The sequence below is a fragment of the Paenibacillus sp. J31P316 genome, from assembly GCF_056269105.1.
Window position 1 is genome coordinate 21,433 of record NZ_JBWDNI010000019.1, and the last position, 16,369, is coordinate 37,801.

At 56.8% G+C, this 16,369-nt stretch carries 7 protein-coding genes; all 7 read right to left on the reverse strand.

The genetic code is table 11. The features are described 5' to 3' along the window. Positions 1–12: 12 nt before the first annotated feature. The gene (locus AC0YNU_RS29060) at positions 13–1,281 is read right to left on the reverse strand and encodes an ABC transporter substrate-binding protein (RefSeq protein WP_475762867.1); all 1,269 of its coding nucleotides are present in this window, start codon (positions 1,279–1,281) and stop codon (positions 13–15) included. Positions 1,282–2,207: 926 nt separating this feature from the next. Next, positions 2,208–7,451, reverse strand: a complete 5,244-nt coding sequence (locus tag AC0YNU_RS29065; RefSeq protein WP_475762869.1) for a DUF5722 domain-containing protein — start codon at positions 7,449–7,451, stop codon at positions 2,208–2,210. A 146-nt stretch (positions 7,452–7,597) separates the two neighbouring features. Further along, positions 7,598–8,500, reverse strand: a complete 903-nt coding sequence (locus tag AC0YNU_RS29070) for a carbohydrate ABC transporter permease (protein ID WP_475762871.1) — start codon at positions 8,498–8,500, stop codon at positions 7,598–7,600. A gap of 13 nt (positions 8,501–8,513) precedes the next feature. Further along, the gene (locus AC0YNU_RS29075) at positions 8,514–10,430 is read right to left on the reverse strand and encodes an outer membrane protein assembly factor BamB family protein (RefSeq protein ID WP_475762873.1); all 1,917 of its coding nucleotides are present in this window, start codon (positions 10,428–10,430) and stop codon (positions 8,514–8,516) included. A 196-nt stretch (positions 10,431–10,626) separates the two neighbouring features. Next, positions 10,627–12,330, reverse strand: coding sequence for an ABC transporter substrate-binding protein (locus tag AC0YNU_RS29080; protein ID WP_475762875.1), 1,704 nt, complete (start codon positions 12,328–12,330; stop codon positions 10,627–10,629). A gap of 332 nt (positions 12,331–12,662) precedes the next feature. Then, positions 12,663–13,763 (reverse strand): GntR family transcriptional regulator, encoded by a 1,101-nt coding sequence (locus AC0YNU_RS29085; RefSeq protein ID WP_475762877.1) that lies wholly within the window; start codon positions 13,761–13,763, stop codon positions 12,663–12,665. Positions 13,764–13,877: 114 nt separating this feature from the next. Next, positions 13,878–16,256, reverse strand: coding sequence for a family 78 glycoside hydrolase catalytic domain (locus AC0YNU_RS29090; RefSeq protein ID WP_475762879.1), 2,379 nt, complete (start codon positions 16,254–16,256; stop codon positions 13,878–13,880). Positions 16,257–16,369 lie beyond the last annotated feature (113 nt).

Genomic DNA, 16,369 nt, shown 5'->3' on the forward strand with positions numbered 1-16,369 from the left:
ATTACGATTGCATTACTTTTGCTTGATCCAGAAATCACGTACTTTCGGAGCGGCATTATAGAGCGCTTCTCCGTCGAACGGCCACAGGTTGAGCGACTCGAACGAAACGTCGTTCTTCGTCTTCACGTCGGAGCGCGGCACCCACGAGCCCACTTCGTTGAACGGATCCAGGCCCGCTCCCTTGGCGTCCGTCTCGCCCATCATCCAGCGGAGGAACAGCTTCGCGCCCGCTTCGTGCGGCGCTTTGTTCGCCAGGAAGAAGTAGCCGGCATCCGGAACCGCCGTCTTCGGCTTGATGTCGTAGATCGGCTGAATCGTCCAGCCGTTCTCTTCGTTCTTCGAAACGTCGCCCGATACCGCAAGACCGACCGCTTCGCTGTCCGCTTTGCCGATCGCATCCAGGACGTCGTCGCTGCCCTTCAGCACGATCAGGCCGTTGTCGAACAGCTCCTGTATGTATTCATAACCGGCATTCTCCGTGCCGTGCAGCTCGATATCCTTGCCGAACTTTTCCTTGTACGCGGCTGCCATGTCGTCGCTGTTCGTGACCATCGTCGTGAACAAATCCATGAAGGCCGGCGAACTAAGCGGATCGGCCGTATAGACTTTTCCTTTGAATTCCGGCGTTGTCAGGTCCCACCAGTTGCTCACGGGCGCTTTCGCATAATGCTTCGCGTTGTAGAAGATCGTCCGGAATTCCACGTAGTTGGCGTAAGCTTCCGCTTGCGTGCGGTAAGGCTCGTCGACGTTCGGCGCAATATCTTCCGGCAAGTATTTAATGTAGCGGCCCGGCTTCACCATTTCTTCCTCGACGGCGCCGCTGACTTCTTTCGTCACGATGACATCGGGGTTGAATTGGCCGGCATCCTGTTCCTTCATGACCTTATCCATCATCTCGTCGGATTTTACCTTGCTCACTTCGACTTTAATGCCCGGATACTGCTTCATGAAGGTCTCGGCGGCGTCGTTGGCGCGTCCGGACGTGGAGTAAACGATGACCTTGCCTTCTTCTTTGGCCTTGGCATACAGGGCGTCGACCGATTCCGCGGACGCCGTTGCATCCGCTGCATTACCGCTACCGTTGCCCGCGGCGGCGTTGGTGCTCGCTTCGTTTCCAGCTGCTTGAGCGTTCGCGTTCGTGCTGGCGTTCGTGCCGGACTCTCCGTTTGCGGAAGCATTGCCGTTGTCGGCGTTCTGTCCGCAAGCGGTCATGATCATCGCTGCCGCAGCGAGCGCGAGCACCGTCTTCGCGGGCTTATTCTGATGTAGGCGGTTCAACATGGTTGGTTATCCTCCTGGGCGATGGGCGTTAACGCGCCGCATCTGTATGGTTTTTTTCATCTCCTCCATGACTATAAGTCCGAATTGTAAGCGGCATGTTACTCCTATATGGAGGTTTGGTAAAAAACTATTATTCATTGTATAAATAATAATTTTTGTTCATTTTGGTGAGCCGCCGCTGCAAAGCCATTGAACAAAAGCTGCTGTCCCGCACAAATTCAGCCCACCCTCGGCTAATTGAACTCCAAAAGCTGCATTTTCGCACAATTTCAGCCCTCCTTCGGCTCATCGTGCTCCAAAAGCTGCACGATCGCACAAATTCAGCCCACCTTCGGCTAATTGAACTCCAAAAGCTGCTTTATCGCATAAATCCAGCACTTCTTCGGCTCATTGAACTCCAAAAGCTGCATTTTCTCACAATTTCAGCCCAAGCTCCGCTCACCGTGCTCCAAAAGCTGCTGTATTGCACAAATCCAACACTTCTTCGGCTCATTGAACTCCAAAAGCTGCAATTTCGCACAATTTCAGCCCAACCTCCGCTCACCGGGCTCCAAAAGCTGCTTTATCGCACAAATCCAACACTTCTTCGACTCATTGAACTCCAAAAGTTGCAATTTCGCACAATTTCAGCCCAACCTCCGCTCATCGTGCTCCAAAAGCTGCTGTATTGCACAATTTCAGACCAATTTCAGCTTATCGAACTCCAAAAGCTGCACTATCGCACAATTCCAGCCCAATTTCAGCTCATCGAGCTCCTAAAACTGGGCGCATCTCTGCTCCACCTTTCGCATAGGTGCGGCCAAGCCCCTCGGCCCGCTGCGCAGTCGCACGCCCCGCCGGACAAACCAAAAAGAACCCCGGACACCGCTTATAACAAGCGGCATCCAGAGTTCTTCCCGGCACTTCATTATTTATCTACCCACTGTTTAGCTCTGATAGATTCTATACAGCAGCATGGCCGCCTCGGCACGGGTCGTCATCCCGTTCGGGTTCAAAAGTCCGCCCGCGCCTTGAATGTACCCGGCCTGCGCAAATTGAATGATGCTTGCGGCGGCGTAATCCCAGACTTGGTCGCGATCCTTGAATGGGTTCAAGTTCCCGCCGCCCGAGGACGGCTTCGATTGATCGGCCAGCTGCAAGGCCCTTGCAGCCAAGACGATCATATCCTGCCTGGAGATCGCTTCGTTCGGACGGAACGCGTTGCTTCCGGTCCCGTTCGCGATGCCCAGCGCTTTGCTCATGCCGGCCGCCTCATAATAGAAGTCGGACGGCTTCACGTCGCTGAAGTTCGAATCGAACGGCGCGGAAATGCCCAGCGTGCCAAGCAGCATAACGAGAAACTCGGCACGCGTGACGGCTCTTGCCGGAGCAAAAGAGGTCTCCGATACGCCTTGGAACGCGCCCTTGGATGCCAGAACTTCAATGCTGTCCTTGGCCCAGGCGAATTTGCTCAAGTCGTCGAAATGCTTCTGCACGAACGACACGACGTACTGGCCAAACCGATCGACCGTAAACGTAATGGTCCCTGACTTGCTATCATATCTGCCGTTAGGAACGGCAGCGGTATGGCCAGTGTCGTCAATTGCGACAACGACGATATGCGCGTGAGCATTCAGTTCTTCCGCGGATGGCTCATACGGAAGGGTGACGATAATCCGAACGCCGGGATTGCGTAGCGCCATCGCCTTGCCGTCCACCAGCAGCGTCAGCTTCATACCGTTCTTGTCCCCTGCCTCCACCTTGATCCCGACCTTGCTGGAGGCCTCGATACCAAGGTTATGAAGCAGATTTTCAGGAATGGCGACCGTTCCGAGCGGCGTCACCACGCTAACCGTCCGTGCCGCTTTTCCGGAAGCCAGACTGTCGGGCGAGAATTCCAGCACGTACGATTTCGCGCCGTCGACCGAAGAAAGATCCGCCCGTACATTCTTGATGCCGTGCGCGTCGCTATCGGCGCCGGCGAAAGCTTTTGCCAGCATATCAGCCGTCATGTTAACCGTCAGGCTGCCCGTTGCCGCATCCAGCGTTGCGGCAGCGCTCGCCCCGTTGTCGCCAACGGAAATGTTCACGCTACCGGAGGCACCGCTCCCGCTTCCGTTGCCGTTACCGTTTCCATTTCCGTCTCCATTGCCCGGATTACCGCCGGAATCAACCGTTCCTTCGGTTCTCACGTGATCCACGTAGAAATGTCCGCCCCAAGCGCCCGAGAAGTACACGGTATCTTTGCCCTTGTACGACAGCTCGATCGATTTCACTTGGTTCTTGCCGGCAAAATCCGTTAGATCCGCGGATAGAGTGACCCACGTATCCGGACTCATCTCCTGTTCCACGATCACGGACGTGCCGTCATCCGCGATCAGCTTCATGGTCGCCACGTATGCGGACGACGTTCCGCCCCAACCGTACATATCGGCCTTGACCGAGACGTACCCGCTCATATCCACGGGCGTTTTGAACGTCTTGACCACTTTGCTCTCCGTCGTCGCAATATTGGACGACTTCACCGCTTCAAGCATGTACGAGCCGTGATGCGCGGCCGATGGAGAATGATTCAACGTATCCGACTGAACGGAAGTCGCCGCGGCCGTCTCGCTCCCCGCAACCCATCCGTCCGTGCGTTTGCCTTCAAAATCGCCGAATACCAGATTCCCTGCATCCGTCGTATAGTCCGGATAACCGGCCTCCGTCAGCTGAAAGCGGTACGTTTCCCCGCCGACGGTAATTTGCAGCTGGCCGTTTTGGTAATCGACTGGCGTTATCGCGGTAATCGCGGTCGTAATCACCGCTTCATCGCCGGTCGGAATCGTAACGGGCACCGTGCTTTTGTCGACGGCAACGCCGTTCAATCCTTCTACCTTCACGTCGCCGGAGAAGCTTTCGTTGCCGGAGTTGCGCACGTGCACGGTCAGCGTATCGCCAACCTTGACCGCCGCCGCATGAGGATCCAACGTGACCGATAATTGCTTGATGTCCGCGGAAGCGGCAGCCGTCACTTCATCCACTCCGAGCGAACCGGACGACCAGACGACCGGTTTCTCCGGCTGCGCCCAAATCTTGATCCGGTCGACGCTGCCAAGGCCCGCCCATCCCGCGAGGTCGATCGCGACCGTGTCCCACTTCTCCGCGTCCGCGACGGCCGTGCCCTCGATGACGCGATCGCCGCTGTAGGCGCGGATCATGAATCTCGCCTTCTCGCCCGTGCCGATGCCGACAGCCTTGACCGCAGCCTGAATGACCGGCGTTGCGGACAAGTCCAACGGTGTATCGTACACGCGGGTCACGCCCTTGTAATCCTGAACCCAGGATCCGGTCACGCCAGCCTTCAAGCTGCCTGCTCCGGCCGCGGCATCGGCCGCATTCCATTCGGCTCCGGTGACGTTGTCCGTGGCGAACCAGCCCGTTATGTCCGTATCGAAGCTGCTAAGCGGCACTTCGCCCGCAACGGAGGAAGGCAAGCCCATCGGGGCCGATTCCTGCACGGGTCGCTGTTCCAATTGGGAAGCATCGAACCCGGCGATGGCATCCGCCCACGCATCCACGCCGATAATCTCTTTGGCGAAATCCGCGACTTGGAGCGAATCGACGGTGTCGATGTTCTTGAAAACGTCATACAATACCTTCTGCGTGCCGGGTTGACTCACTTGGTCCGGCGTATGCGTCCAGATCCCCAGATTCAACCCGCCTTCCCCGGCATGGTCCACGTGACGATGCAGGATGAAAGCATCGATGCCGGGCAGCGACTTCACTTTGTAATAAGCGTACGCGTACGCCGCAGCCTGCACTTCTTGCTCCGCCTGCGTATTCCCGCCGCTGTGGAAGCCTTGCTCGGAGAGAATGACATGCCGCTGTTCGCCGTCGTACTTGAGGCTCGCCTGCTGCAAATAATCCGTCAGCACCTGCAGGTTCTTGAACGTAATGCGGTACGTATCGAAGCTGTTCGTGGCCGTTGCGTCGTTCCACGTTCTCGGGTTGAACAGATCCTCCGGATACGGGTGGAACGCGATATTCCAGTCGTAATTGCCGCCGGCTTGGGCTTTCTTGTTCAGCTTGTCGATAACCGCTTTATTGTCGTAGACCCATAGCGATTCCGGAGAGTTGCCGGAATTCCAGAAATGATCCAGCGAGATGTACACTCTGCTGTTTTCCATTTTGCTCTTCACGATGTTGTAGGTGGCGCGAACGGTACGCTCATATTGATCGATGTAATCGTCCAGCAGCTTAGGGCCCATATTGTTCCATACTTTATTCTGCCCGACCTCGTTGCCGACGATATAGCCCATCACTCTGCCGTAAGCGTTGTCCGCTCTCGAATAGCGATCCGCGATGAAGCTCGTAATCGCTTCGTAGTAATCGACGCCCGTATCGTTCGTCAGATTAGGCGCGAATACCGTGCCGTCAGGCGTGCTGTCCGGATGAATCATGTCCTTGTTCGGCGAGTCCGGGTCGGTCATGCCCGTGCGGTACATGATGAGAATCGCCGTCACCGCCATGCCGTTGTTCGTCATGGACGAGATCTGACTGTCCAAGTCGGCGATCGAAGACTTCCTGAAGTAGTAGGTCTTGCCGTTAAAATCATAGGGAATGGAAGCCGCGCCGTGATCGCTCACCGTCAGCAGCTGGTCGTAAGCAATGTTGATCGCGCCATGCTGGACGCCCAGCCGCTCGGCATCCGCCGGCAGCTGCACCTGCAGCCCCTTGATGCTCTTGGTCGGCGTGTACGGCTCCTTGTTGGCCGCGAGAATTTCCGGGTTCGTCACGTATTGGGCCGTATCGGCGAGGGCGTAATCGCCATTGCCGTTCTTCAATACGACCGCGAATTTGGAATAGATCCGGCTCTTGCCGTTCTCGGCCGTATTGAAGCTCAGGCTGAACGTACCTGCCGCCGCATCCGATGCCAATGGCGTCATCGCCGCATAATCCGCCGTCTTCTCGTCCATATAGACGGGAAGCTCGAACGCTTCTACGACAGCGCCCGCATTCGCGCTTAGATAGTCGGCATTCACGCTGCCGTCGACCGTAATCGAAGCGCCTCCGGCGTCGATGAGCGCATGCTCGACATCGCCTTGATAGGAATACGCATCCACATTCTGCAGCGAGAAGTCGACCCGGTCCACGTCCAGCATCGTCCCCGGCGCGGAAGCCGTTACCGGCGTAATCCGAATGCGGTCGATCCGGTCCTTCCACAAGCTGTTGGCCATGACGAACGAATGGTCCGCGTAAACCGCCGAATCCGCGATGTCGAACGACATCGATTTGGCCTCATTCCAGCTCGGATCCTGATCGGTTGTCCAAGCGATCTTCAGCTTCGAAGCGCCCGTATCGTTCATCATGCGAAGATCGACGACGTTGCGTTTGGAAGCATCCAAATTCAAAGCCGGGGATTCCAGATACGTATTCCCCGTATCCGTCACCGTATAGCGCAAGGAATCGACGCCGGGCGTCGACGCCACGTCGGCGGTTCCGCCGGATGCCGTGAATCCCTCCGCGACGCCGGGAATATTGAATTCCAGCCCGGCTGCCTGCGTGGCGCTCAGCTGATCCAGCTGCAGCCTGCCGTCCCAGAAATCGTAGCCCGGATCGCCGGGAGACATGCCGTCCAGATCATAGTTCTTCATATAGGAGATATCGATGCGGTCGATCGCGTTCTTATGGGCCCAATCATGGATGTCGAAGTACAGAACATTCCATTTGTTCGCGCCTAAGCCCGAGACGGCCTCGAACGTGTCCGCACCGCTTGTAAGCGTGATCCGAAGATAGAAATCGTCTTGTTTCCAGCCCCAAATGTTCGCTGCTAACGACAGGAAGTTATCGTTCGAGAGATCAAGCGGGGCGGCGAAGGTTCGGGAGATCGTCCGCCATTCATACGCTTTGACCTGCTCGGGCGTCACTTCGAGCGCACCCGCTCCTTCGAACGGCGAGCCTGGCGAATTGAGAAGGGTCGTGGCGACGTTCACCGTCTTGACGTTAAGGCCGGCGCTCCATGGCGCCGCTTGGTCCGGCGTGTTGAAATCATTGATGACCTGTTCCGGATAAATCGCCTTGCCTCCGTATGCGTCCTTCACCGCCAAATCCGGATCGTAGGCGCCGGCGAATACGCCGATCGGAGCGAAGAGCTGAATCATGAATGCGGTTACAATTGCAAAAACCAAACTTTTTCTTCTGGCCTTCATAATCGGGATGCCTCCTTTTTTTCGGAACCCTATTGTTAACCGGACGGCGGCAACCATGCCGTATGGAACGGCTGTCCCCCCGCCCGGCCTGAAGCCAAACGTTTCTTGCATGACTGCGCGAATGTACGACTGCGTCGACTGCAAGGCTACATCTTAAGTGCGCCCTGCGTCATTCCCTGAATGTAATATTTCATCCCGAACGTAAACACCAGCACGAGCGGAATCGCCGAGATGGCGTACGCGGAGAATTGAATGCCCATATCGGTAATGCCGAACTGCTTCTTGAAGATGGTCAGTCCTACCGCGATCACTTGCAGCTTGCTGTCCTGAATCGTCAGCAGCGGCCAAATATAATCGTTATACACGCCCATGAAATGCATGATGAACAACGTGGCCAGAATCGGCAGCGACAACGGGATGACGATCTGGAAGAAGACGCGCGCTTCCGTCGCCCCGTCGATCCGCGCCGCCTCGAACAGCTCGCCGGGCAGGCCGGCCATATAGCTGCGGCATAGGAACGTACCGAAGATTTGGCCCCCGGCGGCGCTTGCGATAATGATGACCCACGGGGTATTGGTCAAGCCCATGTTCTCGTACAGCACGTAAGACGGAATCAAGGTCAGCACGCCCGGAATCATCAGCATGGCGAGCATCATGACGAACAGGAATTCTTTGCCCGGAAACGTCTTCTTCGCGAATAAATAGCCGGATAACGCCGACAGCAGGATGACGACGAAGCTGGCGACGACGGCATACCCGAGCGTATTGACGATGTAGCGCCAAATGCTCATGAACGCCTCGTGGTAATTCCCCCAGCGGATCGGGTCCGGCATCGACCAGAAGCTGCTCAGAATCTGCGCATTGCTCTTCAGCGAGCTGAACACCATGAACAGAATCGGAACGAGCGTCAGCAGGACGAGCAGCCCCAGCAATGCAATAATGATCGCTTGATTGAGCGTTGCGACGTTTCGGTGCCATCGCTTGCGCTTGGATAGCGGCGTTACGCTTCCGAGCCGCGCGGTCTCGGCACCTTTCGCAGGTGTTATCATAGTCCTGTCCTCCTTACTCGTTCGCCGTTTTGATGACTTTCAGATTGATGACCGTAATGACCAGAATGACGACGAACATGCCTACGCCAAGCGCCGACGCATAGCCCAAATCGTTGAATTTCGTGGCCGCGTAGTACATTTGAAGCGCGGGAACGTAGGTGGAATCCATCGGTCCGCCTCCGGTCACGATCAGAATGCCGTTGAAATCCTGCACCGTGCCGATCAGCGTCAGGATGATCAGGAATTTAAACTGCCCGGCCAGCAGCGGCAGGTGAATGGAGCGAATGATCCGCGCCAGGCTCGCGCCGTCCATCTTGGCCGATTCGATCAGCTCGTTCGGAATGGACAGCAAACCGGCGTACAGCACCAGCAGCTGCAGGATGCCGACGAACGGGAATCCGATGAAGATGACCGACCACAGCGCCGAATCCGGATCGCCCAGCCAGCCATGCGCCCAGCCGCCAAGACCGATCAATTGCAGGAAGTTGTTGATCAGCCCGACATTCGGATCGTAGAGATTCTGCCAGATGAGCAGCAGCGCCACGCCCGGAATAATCATGGACGTCGTGAATGCCGTACGGTATACGTACTGCAGCCGCTTGCTGCGGAGATGATAGATTAGCTCGGCCGTAATGAGCGGCGGCAGAATCGACTTGATCAGCCCCGTTACGATGAGAATCGCCAGATTGCCAAGTCCTTTCGTCACGTACGTGTCATGAAACATCCTTCTGAAATTGTCCAAGCCGACGAAGACGGTTCTGCCTCCGGGCTGCCAATCGTAGAGGGAATGGAACAGGCCCGAGAAAGCCGGCACGTACAGGAACACGAGCAGCAGCACGAACGTCGGCGCGAGACCAAGATAGATCAGCTTGGAGCGCCAAATCAGCTTGAATACGCCCAGACGGTTCCGTTTGTGCAGCGTGCGCAGCACGAGGAGCAGAATCGCCAGCGCCAGCACCGAGGCGGCGATCGTAATGATCGTCGTCCATTTGGCTTTGTTTTGCGCTTGCTCGATCACTTTGCCCGTATCGTATTCGAACATGCGCCCGTCAGCCGTACCGGCATACAGCGTCTTGCCTTCCTTGTCCAGCTCCACGTTGCTCCCCGGACTGGTTACTTTCGTCTCCCACAGCTTCTTGCCGCCTTGGTCGAACATATAATAGTTGCCCGATGAATCCGAGGCACCGAGCACATCCGCGTTCTCCGAGAAAGAGACGTCCGTGACATTGTCATGCGTAGCGATCTTCTTCAGCAGCTTGCCCTTGGCGTCGAACAGCTCGACGTCGTTCGATGCCGTCCCCGCGGCAACGATGCCTTCGTTGGATACGGCAGCGGCCCCGATCTGGTTAGAGGCCCCCATCTTGTGCAGCAGCTTGCCTTGCGCGTCGAGCACGTACAGGTATTGATCGGTCGTCGCGACGACGACCCATTGCCCGTTCGGCGATACGTCGACCGTTCTCATCGTCGTGCCGATCGTTCCTTTGCCCGTCACCTCGCCCGTCGCGCCGTCCAGGAATTGGACGTCGCTCGCGCGCTGCACGACGACCGCGACCACCGAGCCGTCGCGGGAGGCGGAGATCGATTTGACCTGGCGTTCCAAGTCGGCGTCCCACAGCTTGCCGCCCTTGTCATCGTAGGCATACACATGCCGATCGTCGGATGCCGCGAGCAGCCTGCCGTCCGCGAGCAGCTCTACTCCGTTCACGACATTGTTGGCTTTGGCCTGGAACAGCTCTTTCCCGTCCGGACCGTATACGTAGGCTGCCGCCCCGTAACTTCCGATAGCCAATCGGCCCCCGTCCTCCGCGATCGAAATCGACGTAATATTGCCGGCGCCGTCAATGGACCAGTTGCCGTCAGCCGACGCGGCTTGCGGAACAAGTCCGGCCAGCAGCAGAAGCGCGAACAGCGTATACAAGGTTCTTCTCATGTCTGCCCTCCTTATCCGTTCAAGATCGAACGACCCGAACCGCCGCGCAACGCGCGCATGCATGCGGCCCGAATAAAATTCGATCTGCACAGGCGGATGCCCATGCAGATCGAAGTCCTGCCGTACGATCGGTTAGCTTAGCTTGCATTCAGTGTTTCTTGCATGCAGGTTCAGATCTCAGCTTGCGGTTCGGATCTTATTTCTTGCGTTCCGGCGGCTTGCGCTCCGGATTCTCCAAGTCGGTCAGCTCCAGGTTCCGCTCTTTCAACACCGCATTGAAGTTCTTGTCGACGTTCGCTTGCAGCTGGTCCAAATATTGCTGCGTCGTCAGCTGGCCGCCGAAGAAGCGTTGAACCGTGCCGACCCACTCTTGAACGGAAGGCTGATAATCCCATAGGCCGCGGGCAAGGTTGTTGCCTGGGCTCGAGAAGCCTTCCGTGTTGCCGATCGGTTTGAAATCGGCGAACGCTTTGCCCATCTCGTCCGGAAGCGTAATATCCTTCAGTGCAGGCGCACCCGACAATGCCGCGTCCGTGCTGTCCTGGATGGCTTTCAGGTAGACGCCGTAGCCTTCGGGGCTCGTTACGTACATCATGAAATCCGCATCGAGTTCATTTTGCGCGGCATCCTTGTTCACGAAGCCGTAGAAGCCGATCGGAATTTGAATCGTCCGGACGGGAGCCATGACTTCGGGTCCTTCCATCGTCGGCATGTTGAAGAATCCGTAGTCGAACGGCTTCACCGCGCCTTTGCCGCCTGTTTTGGTCTCGTCCTGGAAGTCCTTCGGCAGCTGCCAGTAGGACGAAGGCGTGCCGACCATCGTTGCCGCTTTGCCGGTCAGGAACAGGTTATACGCCTGGTCTTCTTTCATCCCGAAGAATCCTTCCGGCACGTACTGGAACAATTGCTTCAGATTGTCCGCGTACGCTTCCCACTTCGGATTGCCGGCGATTTTGTAAGGGCCGACCTTATCCTTGATCGCTTTCCACGCGCGAAGATCGTTCTTGGTGACGCTGCTGTTGGCATCGTTGAACGGGTCTGCGGCGTTGAACTGCCATGTCTTATCGATGTCAGGCAGGTAAGTGAAATCCTGCTCTTGCGAATGCGAGGTGTTGATGTAATCGCGCAAGTATTGGTCCGCGTAGATCCGCACGAGCCAGCCTGCTTGTCCGCTCCACATCGAGTTGGAATCTCCACCGAGCGCTAGCGGCGTGTAGCCCGCGGCTTTCAGCTTTTTAAAGTCCTCGATCAGCTCGTTGAACGTTTTCGGCGCTTCGGCGATGCCGACCTTTTGGAAGATTTCCTTGTTGTAGACCCATACGATCTGCACGGATTCGAAGTTCAAGTTGTACAGGTGGTCATCCGGACCGACGCCGTCCATGTTGATGCCCATCGTCTCCAGATCCAAGCTGTCTTTCCAGGCTTTGTTCGTATACGGGTTCTGTTTATCGAAGTAAGGGTATAAGTCCATGAAAGAACCGTTCGACATCAAGCCCGCAACCTCGTTGTTCACGACGAGGTCGACGTCCGGTTTGCCGGCCGCGAGCTGCGCCGTCAGCCATTCCTTATAGCCATCGCTCGGTTTATTGTCGACCGTTACCTTCACGCCGGGGTTTTTCGCCATGTAACCGCTTGCAACAGCGTTCCAAACGGAAGCCGAAGCGTTCGGCAGCGAGATGTTGATCGTACCCGTACGGGCGGGGGCTGCGGAATTCTGTTCGTCCGTGCTTGTGTTTGCGGGCGTGTTCGCCGAGGTGTCGCCGTTCGTTTGCGCGTTCGAATCCTTCGCGTTATTCGCCGCATTGGTGGAGCCCTCATTGTCGTTCTTGCTGCAGGCCGCCATTAGAGACATCAACATCACGGCACTCGAGAAAGCGGCAATCACTTTTCTTTTCTTCACCTGAATCGCTCCCAATTCATCTTAGTTTTGTTCATCTTTGTCTTTCTGCTCTGAACATTGATGGCGAGCACTCCCCCAAACAAAGTACAGGAAACTAATTTCGTATACTTTATAAGACACAGTATACATAGTGGTGGAAATTATTGCAACGATTTTTTAGTCCAAGCTATATTAAACGGTTTCGCCCTATTTTTCGTGCTTTGTCATTATTTTGTATACTTTTATTGAGCGAATGAACAGCAAAAAAGCCGGCAATGATCAACAATGATCATTACCAGCTTACGGGTCGAAAATAGGTCGAACTTATTCAGCCTGCAAGTTAGTCTTCTCCGTTACTCCGCTGCCGGCCCCGTGCTTCCCCGGACGATCAGCGTCGGCACGATTTCATCCTTGACCGGCCGGTTATCGGAGTCCTTCAGCTCGAACAGCAGAATCTCCGCGGCGCGCTCTCCCAGTTTACGCGTATTCTGATTGACGGTAGATAACCCGGGATAGGTATAAGCGCCGGTGAGCACGTCGTCGTACCCCATAATGCTGACATCGTCGGGCACGATGAATCCCAGCTCCCTGGCCGCGTTCAACGCGCCCATCGCCTTATAATCGCTTGTCGCGAATACGCCCGTCGGAGGCTCCGGCAGCGCCATTAATTGCTTGAAGCCCTCTTCGCCCATTTCCGCGCTTTCCACGCCGCCGTTTACGACGGAGACGAGCTGCGGTTCAAACGGGATCTGGTGCTGCGACAAGGCCAGCTTGTACCCCTGCAGCCGGAGCGAGAATTCTTGGTTCAATTCCAAAATCGACTTCCCGGTCAGAATGATGCCGATCCTCCGGTGGCCAAGGGCGATCAGATGCTGGGTCGCCAGATAACCGCCAGTCAAATTGTCCACGATGACATACGGAATGCCGAGATGCGGGTAATAGAAATGAACCGTTACGATACGCCGCCCTTCCTGCTGCCATTTCGTCAGGCGCGACAGGTCGAACGTGGGGTTCGCAAGCAGGACGATGCCTGCCTGCTTGTCCTCGGGCAAGGTATACTCTTCGCCCATATCCCAAATATGAAAATCGATCCCGTTCTTCTCGCACACGCCGCTGATGCCCCGGAACATGTCCGCGAAGAAAGGATGATTGAAGCTGCTGACTACATGATCCCTATTCACGAAGTAGATCGAACGCATCGCTTTCACGCCGGCCGATGCCGGCTGCTCCTGCACGAAGCTGCCTTTGCCCCGGATTCGGTAGACGTACCCGGCCAGCACAAGGTCGGAGAGCGCGCGCCGCGTCGTAATCTCGCTCGTATTGTATTGATTGGCCAAATCAATTTGGGGCGGAAGCTGATCATGCGGCTTTAATTGGCCTGTTTCGATCTTGCGCTTGATGTCGTCCATGATAAATTGATACATCGGTGCTTTAGCCGACTTATCCGTTGTCATACGTCTGTGCTCCCCCCTTTACTTCGGATTAAGTATACGTTAAATGGGAATCACTGTGCAATGGTAGAATGCTGCGCTTCCGCATCGCAGGCTCCTTCGGCTGTCCGCTTTCCGTTACCGCGCTTCGACAGCCCGCTTCCTGACCGAGGCGGCATTGCCCGTTACGACGACACGGTCTCCCTCCACGGACGAGACGACTTCCGTCAGATTAGGCGCCGTCCAAGCCAATCCGTTCGGCAGCAGCGCGCGGAACCGGATCTCGCCGTCCACCGCGCGCGTCCATGAAGCTTCGATATCGCCGAATACCGTAGGGACTACGCCTTCCGTCCACTCCACATCCGCGACCGCCGCAGGCTTCAGAACGACGACGCCGGTTCCGATCCGCGAGACGTCTACGCCAAGCACTTCTTTGGTGAGCAGGTACGTGGGCGAAGCTCCCCAGCCATGCGAGAAGCTGACCGGGATGGCATCATGCAGATAGGTCGGCGTATGTCCCAAGTAAGGGCTCGGCACGGTCGGGAAAGGCAGCGTCGGATCGAACGTCTCCCACCATGTCGTCGCCCCCCGATCGAGCATCGCTCCCCAATAGTCGCGAATTTGCCGGCAGGCCTCATCCGCGAATCCATGGTCGAACAGCGTCTCGAGCACGATGAAATAGAAGAATGCGCCGCGGATGCGCGGCAGCCGTTCCTTCAAGTAATAGTCTTCGATGAAAGCGATCGTCTCCGCGTCATCCATGATGCCCGACCAGGCGGCCGCGAAATTCGTCTGCGCCGTCAGGCTTGCCGACAACCCGCTGCCGGACAAGCAATCCGCGTAGACGACCGTTCCCGGCACGCGAAGCTGCGCGCGTACGTTCGTCCGCACCTTTGCCGCTTTGGCACTTAAGCGCTCTGCCTGCTCCGTTTCATTCAGCTGGGCGGCGAGCGATGCCGCCTCGTTCAGGAATTTATAGTAGAAACACGAGATCGCGGTTACGCGGTCTCTGCGTTCGATATCGTCCGTCCAGTCGATGAAGCACCACCAGCCTTCGCGATCGGCATTGGCGAACAACGATGACTCGTCCTCTTGGGCCGCAAACCATTCCGCAAGCTTCACGACGCAGGGCCAAACCTCCCGCAGAAACTCGATGTCCCCTGTCTGGCGGTAATACTCCCCGACGCCGAACAGCCAGTGCGCGCAGAAATCCGGCAGCATAAACTGATTGCGCCCCGGCCCGGTTCCCGGGATGGAACCGTCCGCGTTCTGAATGCGGGCAGCCTGCAGCAGCGATTTGCGCACGAGCGCGGTATCGCCGAAGGTTTGGTAGACGACCTTCGCCATGATGACCGAATCCGCGACCCACAGCGAAGCCTCCCGATAAGGGCAATCCTCGAAATGCTGCTGGCTGTTCACGAGGGTCGTATAACGCCCCGTTTCCCATATCCGGTTCAACCGTTCGTCGCTGCTCGCGAAACGCCCGCCTTCCGGGAACGGATAATGAACGAAGCCCAGCTCCAGGCTTCGCAGCCGAATCGGAACGGGAGTCGCCAGCACCGCCGCCTTCAAGTAGCGAAACGCGCGTCGCCCATGGACGTACAGGGAGTTGGATCCTTTGCGAAGAAGGAACGTATCCATCAACGCCACCTCGAGCGACTCCCCATAATACAGCTGAAGCACGCCGCCTTCCTCTGCCTCTACTTCAAGCGTCGTATAGCCGACGATCTCCTTGCCGAAATCATACGTAATTTGCGGATAGGAGCCGGGAACCGACGCATCGATCGTCACGGCTCCGCCGGCGGCGCTGCCGGCAAGGATAGCTTCCGGCGACTGAATCGCTCCCAGAAACCCTTCCGCCGACAAGACGGATGCAGGCCGCACCGGCGTCTCGCGCAGAAAAGGGATTTCGCGCGGCAGGAGGCGCGGCCACGGGGAGTCCGGCTGCGCGGCATCCGCAAGGACGACAGCGTTCGCCCAAGCTTCGTCCTCATAGTCTGCGTGTTCCCAGCCGTCTTCCTTCGATTGGTCGATGATTTCGCGATAACCGCCCCATAAATGCAGGCGGCTTGCTCCCTTCATCCAGCGGGGCGAACGGCGGCACTTCCATGCGGCGTCCGTCGCGATCGACTGTGACCGAAGCGTGCCCGCCTCATCCGCGAGCGTGAGATCCAACTGGCAAATGAGTCCGCCGGGTCCTTGGAGCTGCTCGGTAACGATCTTGGCCGTGCCGAAGTTATGCGCGAGAATGGCGATCACGTTCTCGCCGCCGCGGAGATGCGAGGCAACGTCGTATTCGTCGTAAGAGATCCACTCCGGATCGGACGGCGCCGGCCCTCTGCCGATTACCGTGCCGTTAATGCGAAGGGAGTAGGATTGATTAGCCGACACCCGCACGCTCGCCGCGCTTGCCTGCGTCCCGATATGGAAGCTTTTTCGCGCCTCCACGTAAACGTCATTCTCCCCTTCGGTTCCTTCGGCCCATATCCATTGTGCGCGCCAATTCTCTGCTTTCATCACTTATGCCTCCAAGCTCATTCTATTATTAGTATTATGTATACATTAATATAAACAAAATATACTTTTTTGTCCACGAAATATATTGCGTATATCTAGGCAATGAAAAAGCT